We start from the raw sequence: 18,294 nt of genomic DNA, 5'->3' as shown, positions 1-18,294 counted from the left end.
CCGCAGATTCGCCACGGGCAGAGCCCAGCCGGCGGTGCGCGGCAGGCGCCCGCCGATGGCCGCTGCGTGGGCTACCCGGCGTCGCGCGGGGGCAGACGGCGGGTGATCCGGTCGAACAGGTCGGCCAGCGGCTCGCCGACCTCCCGGCCGAACTCGGTCAGCCCGTAGGTGACCTGAGGCGGTGACGTCGGTTCCACCTCGCGCCAGACCAGTCCGTCCTGGACCAGGACGCGCAGGGTCTGGGCGAGCATCTTCTCGCTGATCCCGTGGATGCTCTCGCGCAGCTCGTAGAAGCGCAGCGCGTTGCTCCCCAGCGAGATCAGCACCCAGACGCCCCACCTGCTGGTCACGTGGTCGACCACGTCGCGCGCGGGGCAGTCGGTGTGAAACACCTCATACCGCTTGCCGGCCTCGGCCTGCCTGAACTGCACTCCTCCCACCATGTTATGAGCTTACCTCAAGGTATGTCCTTACGAAAGATTAGCTCCGGCTCCTACCGTGAAGGCCACCTCAGGAAATCGAGCCATCGAGCTGTCGAGCAAGGAGCTGATCATGATCGTGGTGACCGGGGCCACCGGAAACGTGGGCCGACCGCTGGTGCAGGCGCTCGCGACCGCGGGCCACCAGGTGACGGCGGTGTCGCGACGCGCTGCGCCGGTACCGGACGGAGTCCGCCATGTCGCGGCCGACCTCACCGGGCCCGCCGGCCTTGAGCCCGTCCTGACGGGGGCGAAGGCACTGTTCCTCCTGCTGTCCGGCGACATGCACGCCGCCGGCGCCGACCCCGCCGACATCATCGGCCGGGCCGCGGCTCGCGGGGTCCGGCGCATCGTCCTGCTGTCCTCGCAGGGTGTGGCGACCAGGCCGTTCGGCCCGACGCGGATCGCGATACACGGCGTCGAGGACGCCCTGCGCGAGTCCGGAACGGAGTGGACGATCCTCCGACCGGGCGGCTTCGCCTCGAACGCCCTCTGGTGGGCCGAGTCCGTCCGCGCGCAGCGGGTCGTCGCCGCCCCCTTCGGCGATGTCGGCGTGCCGATCGTCGACCCGGCCGACATCGCCGAGGTCGCGGCGGCCTGCCTGGTGGAGAACGGGCACACCGGCGGCGTCTACGAGTTGACCGGCCCGGAGCTCATCACGCCCCGCCGGCAGACGGAGGCCATCGCCGCCGCGCTGGGCTCGCCCGTCCGGTTCGCCGAGCTCACGCGCGAGGAGGCCAGGTCCGCGATGTCCCGGGCCATGCCGGTGGAACTCGCCGACGACACCCTGGACATCCTCGGCTCCCCGAACCCGGCCGAACTGCGGATCAGCCCCGACGTCCAGCGCGTCCTCGGCCGCGCGCCGCGCCCGTTCGCCGACTGGGCCGCCCGCAACGCCGCCGCGTTCCGCTGATCACAGGCCGACGGCCGGCCCCCACCTCGACGAGCGTGGGGGCCGGCCGCCCTCACTCCGCCGCCGCCTGGTCAGGCGTCAGCTGCCACCCCGGCAGTTGACGACGACCGCGACCGTGGCCGCACGTCAGCGCACGGTCACGGTGAACACGGGCGACGCGGTGTTCCCGCTGACGATGCGCAGCTCGTTCAGGCCCTTGATGCCGAGCTTCACGCCGAGCGAGTAGGCGCCGTTGCGGTTGGTGTTCACGGACGCCGGCAGGGTGACCCACTTGCCGTGCTGCTTCTGCTGCAGGGTCACCTTGGTGCCCGGCTTGAGGCCGGTGGTCGTGCCGTTGACCCGGAACAGCTCCCAGGCACGGACGGACGTCACCGACGGCTTGGCGGTGATCCCGGCCTGGGCGGCGGCCGCGGCGGCGACGGGCTGCGCCGCCGGGGCGGACGGGGTGGCGGCGATGGCGGTGCCCGCCAGGCCGATGGAGAGCACGCTGACGGCGGTCACGGCGGCCAGGCGCATGGAGTTCCGCTTGGAGACGATCACGGGTACACCTCTTTCGAGGGGAGGTGGGTGCCGGCCCGACCGCGGTGTCCGGTGCGGTTCGGGCCCTGTCATGTATAAGGACGCCGCACCGCGCCGGTCGGTTGTGGTCGAAACGTCACCGCCTTGTAACAGCCTGCGACTGTCCCGGCCCGCCCTCGTCCGACCGACCCCCTGTCGTCACCCCGTCAACCCTGTGGTGTGATCGTCCTGTTGACGTACGACCGACAGGAGCTCGTCTCATGACCACCACGCCCACTCCCACCCGGCTGACCGTCGGCCCGCACACCTTCGACGCGCTCGCCGCCGGGCCCGCCGACGGTGAACTCGTCCTGCTGCTGCACGGTTTCCCCGAGTTCGCCGACTGCTGGACCGCCGAACTGACGGCACTGGCCGCCGCCGGCTACCGCGCGGTCGCCGTCGACCAGCGCGGCTACTCCCCCGACGCCCGCCCCGAGGACATCGCCGACTACGCCGTCGAGCACCTCGTCGCGGACGCCCTCGGCTTCGCCGACGCACTGGGCTCGCCGCGCTTCCACCTGGTCGCCCACGACTGGGGCGGCCTCGTCGCCTGGGCGCTGGCCTCCGCCCACCCGGAGCGGCTCCACAGCCTGACCGTCCTCGCGACGCCGCACCCCGAGGCGCTCTTCGAGGCCATGAACAACGGCAGCGACCAGCGCGAACGCTCGCAGTACGTCAAGCTCTTCCGCCAGCCGGGCAACGTCGCCGAGCACGGGATGCTCGCCGACGACGCGGCCCGCCTGCACACCCTCTACCGGGGCGCACTGACGGAGGAGCTCATCGAGTCCAACGTCCGTCGCCTCACCGAGCCGGGCGCACTGACCGCCGGCCTCAACTGGTACCGCGCGATCAACGACGAACTCCGGGTGCCCGCCGGGGAGATCACCGTCCGCACGCTCTTCGTCTGGGGCACCGAGGACATGGCCCTGGGCCGCGACGCCGCCGAACTGACGGCCAAGCACGTGAGCGCCCCCTACCGCTTCGTCCCCCTGGAGGGCGCCACCCACTGGCTCCCGGAAGCCGACGCCGACCGCATCATGCCCCTCCTCCTGGAGCACCTCGCGGGCTGACCGGAGCCGCGGTCCCGACCGGCCACGCCAGCCGGGCTCAGAGGAACACGATGGCCTTGCCGTCGGCGATGCTGGCCCGGCAGGCGCGGTACAGCTGGTGCCAGGCGATCTTCTCCGTTTCGAAGGGGGACCCCGGCTCAAGGTCCGCGAGGGTGGAGTCCTCCGCCGCGGGGAGCGTGCCGTCGGCGTCGAGGTGGATGCCGAGTGACGGTGCGAGGCTCGCCAGTTCGGCCAGCAGGCGCTGGCTGGAGCCGACCATGCCGTACCCGGCGACGTCCGATTCTTCCGGGAGGAAGAGCGGATCGTCGAAGTCCACGGGTATGTAGTAGCCCGAATTGTCGGCGTGGCAGAGCAGATGGGAGGCGAACATGGACGTCTCGTCCTGGATCTTCCGGCCGTCGCGCTCGTACTGCTCGGCGTCGGTCTCCAGCGCGGGAGTGAGCCGCTCGCCGCGCCCGGCGAGCACGAAGACGCGACGCAGGTGGTACAGGTAGCTGTACGGGAAGTGGGCGGAGACGGCGGGCGCGGCGGGCGGATCGGCGATCTCCGGCTCGTGCCAGTCGACGCCGCCGTCCGCGAGCGCCGCGCTCAGGCGCGCGAAGGCGCCTCGGAAGTGCGCCAGTCCCTCGGCGTCGTTCCTCGCCTGGTCGTCCAGGAGTCCCACGGTGATCGAAAGTCCCATGACCGCAGACAGTAGCGGTCACGACTGACAGCGGCCGACGCCGGTGCGCCGGGCAGTTCGCGGTGAACCGGATCGCCTGACGGGTGTCGCACGTCGGCTTGCCTTCTCGGCCGGCCCGGGCCGGCCCCTCCCCCGTCGTGCACGGCGCCGCGGCCGCGCGTCAGCCGCACAGCGCCGCCGTTTGCGCCCGCATCATCCCCTTGCTCAGCGGGACGGGCGGCTCGCCCTTCAGGTCGGCGCCGAGGTCGTAGAGGTTGCCGACGAGGACCAGCTGCCGCTCGCCGTCGGTGGTGGTGAGCGAGACGCTGGTGAAACCGGGCCCGCCGCCGTCGGTCTCCCAGGCGCCGATCGTCCGGGTGCCCGGAGCCGCGCCGCACGACACGTCCATGTGCTGCACGCCGAGTCCGTACGCCGGTGCGTGGGGGAACTGCACCGTCGTGAGGAGTTCGCGCTGCTGGGCGGGGCGCAGCAGCTCGCCGGTGAACAGGGCCCGGTGGAAGTGGGCCAGGTCGTTGACGGTGGAGATCATGGCGCCGGCGGTCCAGTCGTAGGACGGGCTAAAGCGCGTCACGTCCTGGTGCTTGAAGTCGTAACCGTGCAGGTGGGGGCCGTGGATGGCCGGATCGGTCAGCGGGAAGGTGGTGTCAGTGAGGCCGAGCGGGGCGAGGATCCGCCGGTGGATCTCGGCGGAGGCGCTGTGGTGCGTGACCGCTTCGATGACCAGACCGGCGACCAGGTAGTTGGTGTTGGAGTACGACCAGCCGGATCCGGGCGCGAACAGCGGCTCGTGCCGGACGGCGCGGGCGATCACCTCGCGCGGGGTGTAGACGTAGTCCCGGTCGTGGCCTTCCAGGTAGGGGGCGAAGAACTCGGGCTCGGTGGTGGGGTCGTAGATGCCCGCGGTGTGGTTGAGCAGGTGGCGGACGGTGATGGCCGAGCCGTCGTTGCCGTTCCCGTCGACCACTCCGGGCAGCCACTTCTCCACGCTGTCGTCCAGGGACAGCCTTCCCTCCCCTTCCAGTTGCAGCAGCACCGTCGACACGAACGACTTGGTGTTGCTGGCGATCCTGAACCGCTGGTCCGGCCGGGCCCGCTCGCCGGTCGCGAGGTCCGCGACGCCGGCCGCCACCCGCGACTCCCGCTCCCCGTCCCTGGCGTAGGCCAGGACCCCCGGGAACCCGTCCGCGACCGCCTGCTCGACGCCCTCGGCGAGGCCGGCGGGCGGCGCCGTCTCCCCCGACACCGACACCAACAGCGGCCCTCTCCCCGGCACCCGCACCGGCTCCGCGACGGCCGTAGCCGGGAGAAGCCCCGTGACCGCCACCGCGCACACGCCCGCCCACAGCGCCGCCGTCCCCGTACGTGCCCTCATCGACATCCCCTGTTCGTGCTGCCCGTTCCCCGTTCACGCCCAGCGTGCCGCGCCGGCCAACCCCTTGCCCAACCGGCTACCACCCGAATAGTTGCGGGGGTTAGCCCCCCAGGTCAGGTGACGGAGCTGGAGGCGCGCACTATGAAGAGGTACGGCGACCCGCTCGGTCCGACGAACGTGAGTGGAGAGCAGGGGCGTCGGCGGCCGCAGCCTGCCGTTCGCCGTCCACGCGGTGCCGGCGGGGACCTTCAGGCGAGCGCCGCCTTCGTCAGTACCCCGGCCGCCTTCCCGTCCACCAGCACCACCACCGCCGCGTGCCCGCCCGCCAGCGCGGCCCGCGCCTCGGCGGCCGGCTGCCCGACCCCGACCGTCGGCAAGGCCGGCCCGAGCAACGGGCGCACCGGGCCGTCGGGCTTGGCGCCGCCGTCCGCGAGCGCCGCCCGGAGCACCTCCCGGGACACCGAGCCGAGCACCTCCGCCTCGGCCACCCCGTACGGCCGCGCCGCCCGCGGCAGCACCGCCGGGGCGACCCCGCCCGGCACGGCCCGCAGGGCCTCCAGCGCCTCGCCGACGGTCGCGTCCGCGCCGACCGTCACCAGCGGGCCGGCCCCCTCCAGGGCCGCCCGCAGCTCGCCCTCCCCCGGCTCCTCCAGGAAGCCCAGGCGCCGCATCCACCCGTCGTTGTGGACCTTGGACAGGTAGGACCGGCCGGAGTCCGGCAGCAGCACCACGACCAGGTCGTCCGGTCCCAGCCCGCGCGCCACCCGCAGCGCCGCCGCCACCGCCGTCCCGGACGAGGGGCCGGCCAGGATGCCCTCCTCGCGCGCGAGCCGGCGGGCCGTCAGCAGCGACTCGCGGTCCGGGACGCGCTCGAACCGGTCGATCACCTCCGAGCGGTAGGCCTGCGGCCAGCGGTCCTCGACCGTCTCGGGGTGGAGGAAGTGGCCGATGCTCTCGACGAACCACGGGCTGCCGTCGCCGCCCCCGTACGACGAGGACTCGGGATCCGCGCCGACGACCGTCACCGCACCGCCGGAGGCCTGCTTGAGGTACCCGCCGGTGCCGGTGACGGTGCCTCCGGTGCCCACGCCCGCGACGAAGTGGGTGACCCTACCGCCGGTCTGCTCCCAGATCTCGGGGCCGGTGGTCCGCACATGGGCATCCGGATTGGCCAGGTTGTCGTACTGGTTGGCGAGCCAGGCGCCCGGAATCTCCTCGGTGAGCCGCCGGACCACGTTGAACAGGTGCCGCGGGTCCTCCTGCGGCACGGAGGTCGTCGCGAGCACCACCTCGGCCCCGTACGCCCGCAGGATGTCCGCCTTCTCGGGCGCCGACTTGTCCGACACCCCGGCGATCACCCGGTACCCGCGCCGGCGGCCCACGATGGCGAGCCCGATGCCGGTGTTGCCGGACGTCGCCTCGATGATCGTCCCGCCGGGCGCCAGGAGCCCGTCCCGCTCGGCGGCCAGGATCATCGACAGCGCGGCACGGTCCTTGACGCTCCCGCCGATGTTGAGGAACTCGGCCTTGGCGTAGATCGGCGCGGCGATCCCGGCCCCCAGCCGCGCGAGGCGGAACAGCGGCGTCCCGCCGATCGCGTCGAGGACGGACTCGTGCACTGCGGTCATCGGGCGCTCCTTCATCCGGGTCAACGTGCAACCGGGTCGACGTGTGCGGACATGTCCGAGCCTGCCCACGCTCGCGCCCCGGTAGACGAGTCCGGGGCGAGGTCGGTCACCGGTTTCCCCAGACGGTGAAGAAGAGCACGACGGGGACCAGGCTCAGCAGGACGCCGATCGTCTTGCCGATCGGGCCGCCGTTCTTCCGGCCCGCGAGAAGCAGCACGAGTCCGGACGGGAAGAAGCCCACGAGGATGGGCAGCGGCATCATCAGCCACGGCAGCGAGACCACGAGCTCCAGGCCGAACTGCAGCCACCCGACGACGAGACAGGCCACGCGAAAGCCCCAGCGCCCGGGCACTGCCAGGGGAATCAGGGTGCTGAAGCCGGCCAGACACCACCGGGTGAGCGTCTCCCCGTCGGCTCCTGCGTGACCCGTCGCGTACGTGACGGCGTAGACCAGCCACGAGGCACCGGCACAGGCGGCGAGCCCCCATGGCCGAGGCTCGGCGTAGTGCTGCGAGAAGGATCGCATCATCATCCACCCCCAGGATGCTTTGAACGCGTTCAAGGTGCTTGAACGCGTTCAAAATAGCACCGCCGTCCACCCCGCGAAGACCCACCCCCTCGCGGGCGGACGGCCCTCGCGCGACCCCGCCCGACCAGGTGTCCGAGCGATCCGTGAGACTGGCCAGCGCAAGGACCGGCCATCGCACCACCTCGGGGGAGACATGCACGACCCGCTCGACGGGCTCGACGACATCGACTGGGCCGCGTTGAACCACGCCTACGGACCCGCCACCGACGTCCCCGGCCTGCTGCGCGACCTCACATCACCGGATCCGGCCGAGCGCGACCACGCGCTGGACGCCCTGTACGGAGGGGTCCACCACCAGGGCGACGTGTACGACTCCACCCTCGCCTGCCTGCCGTTCCTCTGTGCGCTCGCCGCCGCTCCGACCGTCGCCGACCGGGGCTCCCTGCTCACCCTGCTCGACAGCATCGGCGAGAGCGCCGCCCGGCGCGCCGAACTGGCCGATCACCTCCCCGACCCGCAGGCCGTCGTCACCAGGGCGCAGGAGACCGGCTGTTGGGGCGACGACCTGGAGCTCGCGTACGGCCTGCTGGCGCGCGAAGCGCTGGAACAGCGGCTGCCCGGCCTGACCGCACTGCTGGCCGACGCCGAACCGGACGTGCGCGCGGCAGCCGTCGTCCTCCTGGCAGGCCGCCACACCCGACCCGCAACCGTCCTGGACCTCATCACCACGCCGGCCGCCGCCGAGGAGCACGACCCGACGGTCCGCCACGCCCACGTCATCGCCCTGAGCACCCTGGCCGGGCGGCTGAGCGACGACCCGCCGCAGCAACTGCGGGCCACGCGGGCGCTGGCCGGGCTCGCCGAGCCCGGCCAGGACCCGGCGACGGAACTGGCCGCGCTCGCCGCCCTCGCCCGCCACACCCCGCAGCACCTGCCCGAGGGCCTCGCGGACCGGGCGACGGCCGCCCTGGACCGCGCCCGGCAGCACCCCACCGCATCACCCGGCGAGCCCCGCCCCGAAACCGACACCCTCCTCTCGCACCTGCGCACCCTGCAGACCGCGTCCTTCACCGAGGACACCGACGAACTCGTCGCCGAAGCACTCGACGACCTCATCGACGCCCTCGGCGACCGGGTGGCGGAACGTCACCGGCTCGTGCTCCACACACTGCGCCACGGAGACCCGCACAGCCCGCAGGCCGCCGTCGACCGGGCGGGCGACCTGCACAGCGGATGGCGCGTCCCCGACGCGAATGCCGCACGGACCGCCGAAGCGCTGGGCCGGCTCCTCCGCGGCTCCGACCCGCAACTCGCCGCAGCAGCGGCCCAGGAGCTGCGCCTCGGCCGGTTCCCGCTCTCTCCCGACCTGCTCGACACCGCCGCCACGATCGCCGACGACGGCCGGTACCGCACCGGCTGGGGCTGGGAGCGCTACCTGCCCGGCCAGTGCATCCAACTCCTCGCCGCCGCGGGCGACGAACGGGCCGTCGGCCTCCTCGCGCCGCTGCTCGCCGGCCGCTCCGTCCCCGAGGACCTGGCGCTCTACTGCCGCCAACTTCGCCCGTACGCCCACGAGATGCTCTCCGCACTGCTCTCCCGGGCGCACCCCGCGACCGAGCGCTGCGAGGTGGACGGCGTCATCGACGACACCGCCCTGGCCGAAGTCGGCCGGCTCCTCGCCGCCATGGCCGCCACCGGCCACCCGCGGGCGCACGTGGTGATCGGCCCGGTGCTGGCCGCGTGCCTCGACCTCACCCGGGACACCACCGGCTCGCTGCACCACGGCCTCCGCACGGTCCTGTCCGACCCCGAGGGCCTCGGCCCCGACGCCGAGGACGCCCTGCCCGTCCTGCGCGAACTGCTCGGCGACCCGTACCCCGTCACCCGGGTCGAGGCCGCCCGCGCGCTGTGGCACGCCGGACAGGACCCCGCCGAGATCCTGCCCGTACTCGACGCCCTGATCGCGGACACCGACGACTGGTTCCCGCGCTTCCACGCCCTCGAACTGGCCGCCGCGATGGGCGCGGACGCCGCCCCGCTCGGGGAGCGCATCCGCACCGCCCTCGCCGCCGAACTCGCCATCGAGGAGCACGACCGAACCCTCGTCCGCCTCCTCCTCGCCGCCCGGGCCACCGGACCTGCGGAATCCCGTGCCCGGCCCGACGACGGCCTGCTGCGCACCCTGTGGACGCGCAGTCGCCCCGTCCGCCCGCTCATCGCGGCGGCACTGCGGCGCGAGCAGGCCGAGCGCGACCTCCCGGACGGCTTCCCGGAACTGCTGCACGCCGAACTCGCCGACCCCCGCCGCGTCGACAACAACGGCGACCACAGCCGCGGGACGCGGTACGACACCGACGCCGACGACCGCTTCCGCGCCGACTGCCGGGCGCTGCTCGCGGAGCAGCCGGACTGATCGCCGACCGGCGGGGGCTCCGCGGTGACGATGTGACGATGTGACGGCCAAGGCGAGCCCACGGGCCCCCGGATTCCCGGACTCCCGGACGGCGAGGACACGGCCGTCCGTTTCCGGGATGCTGAAGTCCCCCGAGCTGAAGTCCCCCGAGCCTAGGGAGAAGAGACCGTGGAGAAGTTCGTCCCGAAGTTCCAGGGCGCCCCCTGGCCCGACGGCGCGCGCGTCCTGCACGTCTACGCCGTCCCCGACCAGGCGGCCCACCCCCCGCTGGCCCGCCTGGTGGCCGAGTGCCACGAGGCGATGCGCCCGTTCCCGATCACCCCGCTCGTCGACGGCACGCTGCACTGCACCGTCGAGATGGTCGCCGACACCACGGCCGACAAGATCACCGCGGACGAGCGCGACGACCTCCTCTCCGCCCTGCACGAGCACCTGGCCACGGCCGGTCCGCTGGAGGTCGTCGTCGGCTCCCCGATCGCCAACCGGGCCGGCGCCTTCCTCGACATGTCCCCCGACGACGGTCTCGTCGACCTGCGCGAGCGCGTCCGCAACGCCATCCGGGAGGTGCGCGGCCCCGGCGCCCTGCTCCACAACGGCGGCAGGCCCCACATCTCCCTCGGCTACGCCTGGGCCGAGGCCTCCTCGGACGCCCTGCAGACCGCACTCCACCGGATCTCCCCGAGCCACGTCCCCGTCCGCTTCACCGGGCTCCACCTGCTCGACGTCCTCTTCGAGCAGCGTCCCCGCCCGCAGGGCGAGACGGCCTGGGAACTGTCCTGGGAGACGGTCGGGACCGTGACGTTCCCCGACCGTCGCCCGCCCGCCTGACCCGTCCGCCTCGTCGGCCGGCCGTTCGAGTCCGGCCGGGGGCGGGAGGTCATCGTGGCCGGAGAACATGGCGCGGTCCGTGGAGGTGGCCAGGACGAGCCCAGGCGAACTGGCCGGCGAGCAGCCGTGAACTGCTTGTATACCCTCTGGCTCGACGGCAAGGCGAGCCGCCCCTCCTGGGGCGGGCCGCGCCACCAACTCACCAACCGCACCCGCCTCCTGGAGAACCCGGCATGGCCTGGACCGAGCACACCGTGATACGCGACGGCGTCCGCATCTCCTGCCGCGACTGGGGCGGTTCCGGAGCCCCGGTGCTCCTGCTGCACGGACTGGCCGGCCACGCGGGCGAATGGGACACCATCGCCCGGAGCCTGAGCCCCCGCCACCGGGTCGTCGCCGTGGACCAGCGCGGCCACGGCGCCAGCACGCGCCGCCCCGGAGACGTCTCCCGCGCCGCGTACGTCGCCGACGTCGCCGCTGTCGTCGAACAGCTCGACCTGCACCGCCCGGTCCTGGTGGGGCAGTCGCTGGGCGGCCACACCGCCATGCTCACCGCCGCCGCGCACCCCGACCTCCCGGGCGGCCTCGTCCTCGTCGAGGCGGGAGCCGGCGGCCCGAGCCCGGACGTCCCCGCCGAGATCGGCGCGGCGCTGGAGGCGTGGCCGAGGCCCTTCCCGTCACGCGGTGCGGCGGTCGAGTTCTTCGGGGGCGGTGCGGTCGGCGAGGCCTGGGCGGACGGATTGGACGAGCGGGACGGCGGGTGGTGGCCGCGCTTCGACCGGGACGTGATGGTCGAAGCGCTGGCGGAGAACGCCCGGCGCGCCTTCTGGGACGAGTGGACGGGCATCACCTGCCCGACACTGGTCGTCCTGGGCCAATCGGGCATCATCCCCCGGGACGAGACGGAGGCCATGCTCCAACGCCGCCCCGAGACGGTGGCCATGAGCGTCCCCGCAGCGGGCCACGACGTCCACCTGGAACAGCCCGAGACCCTGTGCCAGGCACTGCACGAGTTCCTCGAACAGGTCGCCGCGGGGACGATCAACCGATGACCGGCCCCGTGGACCGTGACCGCACCCTTGAGGAGCTGATGATCGGACAGGACGTCGGCCTGGCTCATCTCCTGCCACTCGCATGGGAGGTGCTGCGGGACGACCCGATGGCGGAGGGCGACATGTATGCGGGCGATCTGCTGAACACAGTGCTGACCAGGAGCCCAGCAGTCTGGAGCGAGACGCCCGGGCTCGCGCAGGAGCTCGGAGCGATCGTCTCGGAGTCGAGCGACCTGCCGCCGGACCTGATGCAGAAGGCGACAGGGTTCCTGAGCCGGTAGGAGCCCGCTGCGGCCCCGCCTACAAGTCCGCCAGGAACTCGGCCAACGACGGCGCGACCAGGCGACCACCGGGGTGGCCGGCCTCTTGGAGCAGGATCTCGCCGGTGGCGTTGTCGAGGGCGAAGGACAGGTCGGAGTAGGTGCCGGCGACGGGGAACGTGATGGCACCGCCGAACTCCGCCGCCTGCCGCCGCGCGTGTTCGGCCAGGCCGCGCACGGCGCGCTGGAACTCCGCTTCGTTCCACAGCGTGCGGAGCGACACCGATTCACCGGAGTGCTCCAACCCGTCCACCGGGCCGCACCAGAGGCTGCCGTAGAACGCTGTCACGTCCGGATGCAGCACCCCGCCGATGGCGGCGACTGCGGCCTCAAGATCGGCGAAGTCGGGGGTCCGGTCCATTGGCACAGGCTTCCACCGGATCATGCCGTCGGGGTCGGGCTCCCCCAGCTGACAGGGCGACTGCCACTCGGGGTCGTACTCCACGACGTTCAGACCGGCTCGATCAAGACCCGGCCAGAGTCCGTCGAGAAGCAGGGCGGCGAGCCCGGTCCGCGTGTCGTGCTCGGTCAAGTGAACTCCCCGTCAACGCTCTGGTCTGCACTCGGCACGTGGCACGCTACCGGGCCGGTACGACAACGGACGCTCGGGGTGAGTGACCGTCAGTAGATCCCGGAGAACCGGTCCCACCAGGTCGGCCGCGTCACGTGGCTGGAGAGCGGGCTCGGTCCTCGGTAGTCGGTCTCGATGAGCTCCTCGGGGATCACCACGTACTGGAGGTCTGCCAACGCCCGGCAGACGGTCGCGAGATCTGCGGCGTCCAATTCTGCCTCGGTCGACGTCATCCGCACATCGGGTCGCAACGGCCGTATCCGGCTCTGCCCGGTTCGCCCCGCGCCGGGAGGCGGTGGGTCGCGGGCCCGTCGATACTGGGCGGGACCCCGAGGAGGAGATCGTGGACTACGGTTTCGGCGTCCGGCTCGGCCGGCCGTTCGCGGAGGCGGTGGAGGCCGTCACGGCCGCGCTCAAGAAGCAGGGCTTCGGTGTCCTGACCACCATCGACATCCGGGCGACCCTCCGGGAGAAGATCGGCGAGGAGGTCGAGGACTACGTGATCCTCGGTGCCTGCAACCCCTCCCTCGCCCACCGCGCGCTCCGGGCCGACCGGCGGATCGGGCTGCTGCTCCCGTGCAACGTGGTCGTCCGGGCGGACGGTGACGGTGCCGTCGTCGAGGCCGTCGATCCCCAGGTGCTGGTCGCGCTCGCGGGGTCGGACGGTGGGCTCGGCGAGGTCGCGGACGAGGCCGGCCGGCGGCTGCGTGCCGCGCTCGGCTCGCTGCGGGACTGAGGGGGCCGGCCGTGAACGCTCCCGTCGTCGTCGGATTCGACGGTTCGCCCGAAAGCCTCGCGGCCACCGAATGGGCCGTCCGCGAGGCGCAGCGCCGCCGGTGTCCGCTGACGCTCCTCCAGGCCTGGCCCGGGCCGCATCGGGATGTGGCGGGACGGGACGAGACCTTCCGCCGCGCACAGGAGCAACTCGCCTCTCGGGAAGCGGAATTGAGCGAGATGGCACCCGGGGTGGCGGTGACCGCGTCGCCGGTGTCGGGTGATCCCGTCGAGGCGTTGGAGGAGGCCGGCCGAACCGCCGCCCTGCTCGCGCTCGGCTCGCACGGCCTCGGCACCATCCGCGGGTACCTGACCGGCTCGGTGAGCCAGGAGGTGCTGCGCCGGGCGGCCTGTCCGGTGGTGCTCGTCCGCGCGCAGGCCTCGGGCGCACAGGGGGGCGAGTCGGACGGTCCTGTGGTCGTCGGGCTCGACCTGGCGCACCCTGCGGAGGACGTGCTGGCGTTCGCCTTCGAGGCCGCCGCCGTCCGCTCGGCGCCGCTGCGGGTCGTCCACGTGTGGTCCCCGCCGGCCGGGACCGAGTACATGTCGTACGGCGCCATCGGCGGGCTGGAGGGCGAGATCTCCAGCGTCGAGTGGAACGGGCTCGCCAAGGCCGTGGAGGTCTGGCGGGCCCGTCACCCCGAGGTGGCCGTGACCGCCGACCTGGTCCGGGGCAAGGCGGCCGTCGAGCTCGTGGACGCGGCGGCGACGGCCAGGCTGCTCGTCGTGGGCCGCCGCGCCCGGCACACGCCCCTGCGCCACCACCACCTGGGGCCCGTCGCGCACGCCGTGGTCCACCACGTCCACTGCCCGGTCGCCGTCGTCCCGTACGGCTGACCCGGCCGGCGCCCGTCACCCGGGTGGCAGGCCGTACTGGCGCCCGCCGAGGACGGCACGCACGGTGGACGAGGGGCTCCAACGGTTCACAGGACGGTGACGGTACAGGTGGCGACACAGATGAACGCGCACGATTCCGCTCCCCGCGTCGTGGTCGGCGTCGACGGCTCGCCGTCGTCGCACGCCGCGCTGCGCTGGGCCCTCCGGCACGCCACCCTGATCGGCGGCGTCGTGGACGCGGTGGGCGCCTGGGAGCCGCCGAGCCACATCGGCTGGTCGGCGCCCGTGGTGGACCACTCCTTCGACCGGGAGGTGGCCGAGAAGCGGTTCGCCGACGAGCTCGACCGCGTGCTCGGCGACCGGGTGCTCGGCGAGGGCCGGACGGTGGAGGTGCGGCGGACGATGGTGATGGGCGACCCGTCCGACGTGCTCCTGAACGCCTCCCGGGGCGCCGAGCTGCTCGTGGTGGGCAGCCACGGCCGCAGCGGCTTCAGCCGCGCCCTGCTCGGCTCGGTCAGCACGCGCGTGACGCAGCACGCCACGTGCCCGGTGGTCGTCGCCCGCGCGCACTGACGGGTCTCGGGGCTCCCCCGTTTGCCGTGCGGTGGGCCCGCCCGACCAGGGCCTCGCCTCGGAGCAGCCGGCCGTGTCGCGTGCGATCAGTCGGTGTGGTTCGGCCAGTGCGGATCGGTCCACCGGGCGGGCCCGGTGAGGCCGATCAGCCGCAGGCGGTGGAGCAGGTCGTCCGGGGCGCCGATGGCTCTCAGCCGGGCAGGGGCGTGGCGGGTGAGCCAGGCGGTGAGGACGGCCACCATGCCGTCCTTGTCGTCGTGCCAGGTCCACCAGGGCAACTCGTCGGCGAGCAGGTCGTCGCCCCACTCGTCGACGGCCTCCGCGAGGCGACGATCGGCCGCCGGGTGGTCCAGCGCCTCCCAGTCGTCGAGCCAGGGGCTCAGTTCGCCGGACGCCTCGACGCACAGGACGAGGGTCCGGGGCGCGTACGCGGCTGGGTCGGGGGTGACGAGGGTGTGGGCCCAGAACGCGTGCAGGAACTCCCGTACAGCCGCGGCCTGTTCCGGGGGCCACACCTGCCAGTCCGCGCGGGCGAGGACAACCCCGATCTCGTCCCGGTACCGGTACGACTCGGACCGGCTGTCGACGACGGCACCCGCGAGCTGGGGCAGGACGCGGCGAAGCACGGCTCCGGGGTCGCCCCACCCGGGGATGTGCCAACTCCGCCGGAGGAGGTCGGGATCGAGCATCACCCCGGGCACCTTGAGGAGGGCGAGCTCCTCGGCGCTGCCCCAGTGACACTCGCAGTTGTGCTCGTCGGGGGGCGCGACCGCGCCGCGGAAGGCGTCGGCGAGGCCCTCCAAGGCGGCGTCGAGGCGCAGCCTCGCCCGGTGGACGTGCATGTCGGTCATGGGCGTTCGCCTTCGGGGACTCCGCCGGCCTGCGCCTGGCGAAGATCGCCACGCTACCAGCCGGCAAGCGGCCCTCTTCCGGCGGGCTCACCATCTCCCGGCCTGGGAGCGGACCTTGGGCAGGGCCCACGGTTCCACCGCGCCCGTGACCAGGTCGGCCAGGAACTGGACGGCTCCGCCGGTGTAGTGCCACCAGACGGAACTCCGGGAGGCTACCGTGACCGTCCATTCCTCCGGACCGGCCGGGTCGGTGGTCCACAGGAAGAGGTCGCCCTGATGGGAACCCGCCCACGGCAGCAAGCCGCCGGGGGCGGGGTACGGGTGGAGCGGGACGTCCAGATCGGCTTCCGCGCACCACTCGTCGACGGTTTCCAGCGTCTCGCGCAGGCCCTCCACCCAGCGGCGCTCACCGCCCGGCTCCGGACCGCCCAGGCCGAGGAAGTCCCCGAGGACGAAGGACGGGTAGCGCTCACAGAGGAGCCTGAAATCCGCCGGCAGACCTACACCCAGGTCGGCCTCCACGAGCCGCCAGTCGATGCTCCTCGGCTCCGGCAGGCGCAGCCGCGCCAGGTCAGGGACCGCCCGCTCCAGAGCGGCGAGAGCCTCGGAGGGGTCGGTCAGCTGTCGGAGCGGGGCCTGCGTGCCGGCGAGATCGTCCATGCGACCAGGATCCCAGGAGCACGACTCGCCGAGGCCGAGGGCCCGTAACACCGCTGCCGCCACCACCGGTTCGGGAACGATCGACAGCCTGCCTCCGTCGATCGCCGGAGCAGTGAAGGCCGTGACCGGCAACGGCTGATGCGCGCGGAACACCGGTCCGCCGACGGGACGGCCTCCGGCGCGTCGTGGCGCGGGCTAGAACGAGGCCCTCACCGACTCGTCGACGCGGCCCACGGCCTCCTGCTGGAACCGCTGGTCGTAGGCCCGGCGGATCTCCTCCACCGCGGCGCCCGCCGTCCGCGCGGCGGGCAGCGGGTACAACAGCGTGACCAGGTAGGACCGTTCGTGCTCGATGACGCCGTGGCGGTCGCGGTACTGGCCCCGGCCGTCCTCGATGGTCAGGCCGTCCGGGAAGCGCGGCGTGATCTCCGAGTCGACGAAGGCCTGGAACTCCTGCTCCGTGACGGCGGGACCGCCGTCGGGGCGCTCGGTGCCGAAGAACAGCTCGGTGCGGGTGTACGGATCGTGCGGTGCGACCGGCGCACCGGCCGCGCCGGCGACGGGGGCGAGGGTCGCACCCGTCACCAGCAGGGCGGCACCGGCGACCACGCCGGCCCAGGTGTTGGTCTTCATGCCGTGGTCAACGCCCGGCCGGGACGCGCGATGCGCCGGTTCAGCCGTACGAGCGGTGACCGGCCGCCGGGACGGGCCCGTTCGCGCGAAGCCGCCCACCTGCATGCTGGACGGCACGGCAACGGGATCAGCTCCGGGCCACCCGCAGCGCCCAGAGCACCAGCGGCACCTGCAGCGGGAGCCGGGCGACGGCGGCGGTGCGCAGCGGCGCCGGGCGGGTGCGCCAGTCGCGGGCCATCTGCACGTTGGCGGGGAGCACCGCGACGAACAGCCCGGCGGCGGCCAGTGCACCGGCGCGGCGGGTGCGCGGGTGCGCGACGGCGGCGCCGACGGCGAGCTCTGCCAGGCCGCTCAGGTGGGTCCAGGTCCGGGGGCTGCCGGGCAGGGCACGCGGGACGATCGCGTCGAACGGGCGCGGGGCGGCGAAGTGCGCCACCCCGGCGCCCAGCAGCAGTCCGCTCAACAGGCGGGCGGATCGGGCGGATCTGTCGGCGGGCATGCTGCTCCTCGGGGTGCTCGTCGGCGGGCCCCGGGCGGGGAAGGCCTCCCGGGGCTACCGGAGAGTAACCCCGACGGGGCTGCGGGCGGAACTCCCTGTCGAGGCCCGCCCGGCCTCACGTGAACGACAGCAGCATGACCGGCGCGCCGCTCGGGTGCGCGGACCCGCCCGCCGGTTCGACCGTCACTCCGACGCCCGTCGCCCCGCCCAGCGGCCCGGACAGCACCAGCGAACCGTCGCCGCCCGGCAGCAGCCCCGCGGGGCGCATCGTCCCGGCGTCGTCGAACCACAGCTCGTACGTCCTGCCCGCGGCCGGGGCGGGCATGCCGGTGGCGAGGAAGGCCGCCTGGCCGCGACCGTGCGACCACACGACGGTGCCCACGCCCGCCCCGCCGGCCACCGTCCCACTGGCTGTACGGGCATCGGGTGCCGCGAGGAGGTCCGCGAACCGGTTCTGCTGCTGCTGGACGGCGGCGGCCCGCGCCCGTGCCTGGTCTGCCTCCCGGTGCTGCTGGACGGCCAGACCGCCGGCCCCGGCCGCGACGGCCAGGCACGCGGCGAGCGCCAGCTTCGGCCAGGCGCGGCGCAGCCGGCCCGGCCCGGGGCCCGCCGGCTGGACGGGGGCGGTCCGCGGGGCCTCCTGCCGGATGGCGGGCAGCGCGGCCATCACCCGCGCCTTCATGGCCCCCGGCGGCACCACGGACTCCGCCGCCCCGAGCCTGGCCAGGGTCGCGGCGAACTCGGCCACCTCCTGGGCACAGGCCGGGCAGTCGGCCAGGTGCCGCTCGAACGCCGAGCTCTCGGCCGGGTCCAGCGCGTGCGCGGCGTACGCGCCCGTCAGCGTGTGCAGGTCGGCGACGCTCATGCGCCCACCTCGCTTCGCCCGGCAGCCGCTTCGCGCAACGCACACCATCCAACGATTCGCTCGCTCCGCTCACTCATGCGCCCACCTCACTCCGCCCGGCAGCCGCTTCGCGCAACGCACACCATCCAACGATTCGCTCGCTCCGCTCACTCATGCGCCCACCTCACTCCGCCCGGCAGCCGCTTCG

At 73.6% G+C, this 18,294-nt stretch carries 22 protein-coding genes; 9 read left to right on the top strand and 13 right to left on the bottom strand.

The features are described 5' to 3' along the window. Positions 1-71: 71 nt before the first annotated feature. Positions 72-443 carry a winged helix-turn-helix transcriptional regulator gene (locus ACFVU9_RS24265; RefSeq protein WP_387596542.1) on the bottom strand — a complete coding sequence of 124 codons (372 nt, stop codon included), beginning with the start codon at positions 441-443 and terminating at the stop codon, positions 72-74. A gap of 109 nt (positions 444-552) precedes the next feature. Here ACFVU9_RS24265 and ACFVU9_RS24260 point away from each other — a divergent pair, with 109 nt between their 5' ends. Continuing rightward, positions 553-1,392 (top strand): SDR family oxidoreductase, encoded by an 840-nt coding sequence (locus tag ACFVU9_RS24260; protein WP_387596539.1) that lies wholly within the window; start codon positions 553-555, stop codon positions 1,390-1,392. Positions 1,393-1,518: 126 nt separating this feature from the next. Here ACFVU9_RS24260 and ACFVU9_RS24255 read toward each other — a convergent pair whose 3' ends face one another. Then, complete coding sequence (locus ACFVU9_RS24255; protein WP_380446114.1) at positions 1,519-1,929, bottom strand: hypothetical protein; 411 nt, start codon at positions 1,927-1,929, stop codon at positions 1,519-1,521. A 242-nt stretch (positions 1,930-2,171) separates the two neighbouring features. Between ACFVU9_RS24255 and ACFVU9_RS24250 the strand changes: the two genes are divergently transcribed. Beyond that, positions 2,172-3,020: an alpha/beta fold hydrolase gene (locus tag ACFVU9_RS24250; protein ID WP_387596537.1), complete on the top strand. Its 849-nt coding sequence runs from the start codon at positions 2,172-2,174 to the stop codon at positions 3,018-3,020. A 37-nt stretch (positions 3,021-3,057) separates the two neighbouring features. On the opposite strand, the gene ACFVU9_RS24245 is transcribed toward ACFVU9_RS24250, so the two are convergent. From ACFVU9_RS24245 to ACFVU9_RS24230, 4 genes are all read right to left on the bottom strand, one after another. Continuing rightward, positions 3,058-3,702, bottom strand: a complete 645-nt coding sequence (locus tag ACFVU9_RS24245; protein WP_387596534.1) for a hypothetical protein — start codon at positions 3,700-3,702, stop codon at positions 3,058-3,060. A gap of 160 nt (positions 3,703-3,862) precedes the next feature. After that, a complete protein-coding gene (locus tag ACFVU9_RS24240; protein ID WP_387596531.1) occupies positions 3,863-5,074 on the bottom strand; it encodes a serine hydrolase domain-containing protein in 1,212 nt (403 codons plus the stop codon). 248 nt (positions 5,075-5,322) lie between these two features. Then, positions 5,323-6,702 carry a pyridoxal-phosphate dependent enzyme gene (locus ACFVU9_RS24235; protein WP_380446098.1) on the bottom strand — a complete coding sequence of 460 codons (1,380 nt, stop codon included), beginning with the start codon at positions 6,700-6,702 and terminating at the stop codon, positions 5,323-5,325. 106 nt (positions 6,703-6,808) lie between these two features. Beyond that, entirely contained in the window at positions 6,809-7,234 is a 426-nt protein-coding gene (locus ACFVU9_RS24230) for a hypothetical protein (protein ID WP_387596528.1), read from the bottom strand. 190 nt (positions 7,235-7,424) lie between these two features. Here ACFVU9_RS24230 and ACFVU9_RS24225 point away from each other — a divergent pair, with 190 nt between their 5' ends. From ACFVU9_RS24225 to ACFVU9_RS24210, 4 genes are all read left to right on the top strand, one after another. After that, a complete protein-coding gene (locus ACFVU9_RS24225; protein WP_387596525.1) occupies positions 7,425-9,644 on the top strand; it encodes a hypothetical protein in 2,220 nt (739 codons plus the stop codon). A gap of 168 nt (positions 9,645-9,812) precedes the next feature. Then, on the top strand, positions 9,813-10,472 hold the full coding sequence (locus ACFVU9_RS24220) for a 2'-5' RNA ligase family protein (RefSeq protein WP_387596522.1): 660 nt from the start codon (positions 9,813-9,815) through the stop codon (positions 10,470-10,472). Positions 10,473-10,705: 233 nt separating this feature from the next. Continuing rightward, on the top strand, positions 10,706-11,524 hold the full coding sequence (locus ACFVU9_RS24215; RefSeq protein WP_387596520.1) for an alpha/beta fold hydrolase: 819 nt from the start codon (positions 10,706-10,708) through the stop codon (positions 11,522-11,524). Then, the gene (locus ACFVU9_RS24210) at positions 11,521-11,805 is read left to right on the top strand and encodes a contact-dependent growth inhibition system immunity protein (protein ID WP_387596517.1); all 285 of its coding nucleotides are present in this window, start codon (positions 11,521-11,523) and stop codon (positions 11,803-11,805) included. The genes ACFVU9_RS24215 and ACFVU9_RS24210 overlap by 4 nt, the downstream gene beginning before the upstream one ends. A gap of 19 nt (positions 11,806-11,824) precedes the next feature. Here the strand turns inward: ACFVU9_RS24210 and ACFVU9_RS24205 are convergent, their stop codons facing one another. Further along, a complete protein-coding gene (locus ACFVU9_RS24205; protein WP_387596514.1) occupies positions 11,825-12,376 on the bottom strand; it encodes a SecY-interacting protein Syd in 552 nt (183 codons plus the stop codon). A gap of 89 nt (positions 12,377-12,465) precedes the next feature. Further along, the gene (locus tag ACFVU9_RS24200) at positions 12,466-12,648 is read right to left on the bottom strand and encodes a hypothetical protein (protein WP_380446091.1); all 183 of its coding nucleotides are present in this window, start codon (positions 12,646-12,648) and stop codon (positions 12,466-12,468) included. Between the two features lie 110 nt (positions 12,649-12,758). Between ACFVU9_RS24200 and ACFVU9_RS24195 the strand changes: the two genes are divergently transcribed. The 3 genes from ACFVU9_RS24195 to ACFVU9_RS24185 all read left to right on the top strand — a co-directional run bounded on the left by ACFVU9_RS24195 (position 12,759) and on the right by ACFVU9_RS24185 (position 14,599). Then, positions 12,759-13,151 (top strand): DUF302 domain-containing protein, encoded by a 393-nt coding sequence (locus ACFVU9_RS24195; RefSeq protein WP_387596511.1) that lies wholly within the window; start codon positions 12,759-12,761, stop codon positions 13,149-13,151. An 11-nt stretch (positions 13,152-13,162) separates the two neighbouring features. After that, the gene (locus tag ACFVU9_RS24190; protein ID WP_387596508.1) at positions 13,163-14,026 is read left to right on the top strand and encodes a universal stress protein; all 864 of its coding nucleotides are present in this window, start codon (positions 13,163-13,165) and stop codon (positions 14,024-14,026) included. Between the two features lie 120 nt (positions 14,027-14,146). Then, positions 14,147-14,599, top strand: a complete 453-nt coding sequence (locus tag ACFVU9_RS24185; RefSeq protein WP_380446088.1) for a universal stress protein — start codon at positions 14,147-14,149, stop codon at positions 14,597-14,599. A gap of 86 nt (positions 14,600-14,685) precedes the next feature. Here ACFVU9_RS24185 and ACFVU9_RS24180 read toward each other — a convergent pair whose 3' ends face one another. The 5 genes from ACFVU9_RS24180 to ACFVU9_RS24160 all read right to left on the bottom strand — a co-directional run bounded on the left by ACFVU9_RS24180 (position 14,686) and on the right by ACFVU9_RS24160 (position 18,107). Further along, entirely contained in the window at positions 14,686-15,450 is a 765-nt protein-coding gene (locus tag ACFVU9_RS24180) for a hypothetical protein (protein WP_387596505.1), read from the bottom strand. An 87-nt stretch (positions 15,451-15,537) separates the two neighbouring features. Further along, entirely contained in the window at positions 15,538-16,110 is a 573-nt protein-coding gene (locus ACFVU9_RS24175; RefSeq protein WP_387596502.1) for an SMI1/KNR4 family protein, read from the bottom strand. Between the two features lie 195 nt (positions 16,111-16,305). Further along, positions 16,306-16,743: a DUF3574 domain-containing protein gene (locus tag ACFVU9_RS24170; RefSeq protein ID WP_380446085.1), complete on the bottom strand. Its 438-nt coding sequence runs from the start codon at positions 16,741-16,743 to the stop codon at positions 16,306-16,308. A 127-nt stretch (positions 16,744-16,870) separates the two neighbouring features. Next, positions 16,871-17,242, bottom strand: a complete 372-nt coding sequence (locus tag ACFVU9_RS24165; RefSeq protein WP_380446084.1) for a hypothetical protein — start codon at positions 17,240-17,242, stop codon at positions 16,871-16,873. Between the two features lie 115 nt (positions 17,243-17,357). Beyond that, positions 17,358-18,107, bottom strand: a complete 750-nt coding sequence (locus ACFVU9_RS24160; protein ID WP_380500344.1) for an anti-sigma factor domain-containing protein — start codon at positions 18,105-18,107, stop codon at positions 17,358-17,360. Between the last annotated feature and the right edge of the window lie 187 nt (positions 18,108-18,294).

This window comes from Kitasatospora sp. NPDC057936 (assembly GCF_042887525.1).
Taxonomy (GTDB): domain Bacteria; phylum Actinomycetota; class Actinomycetes; order Streptomycetales; family Streptomycetaceae; genus Kitasatospora.
The sequence above is the reverse complement of the archived record's forward strand: the minus strand, read 5'-3'. Positions and strand labels throughout refer to the sequence as shown.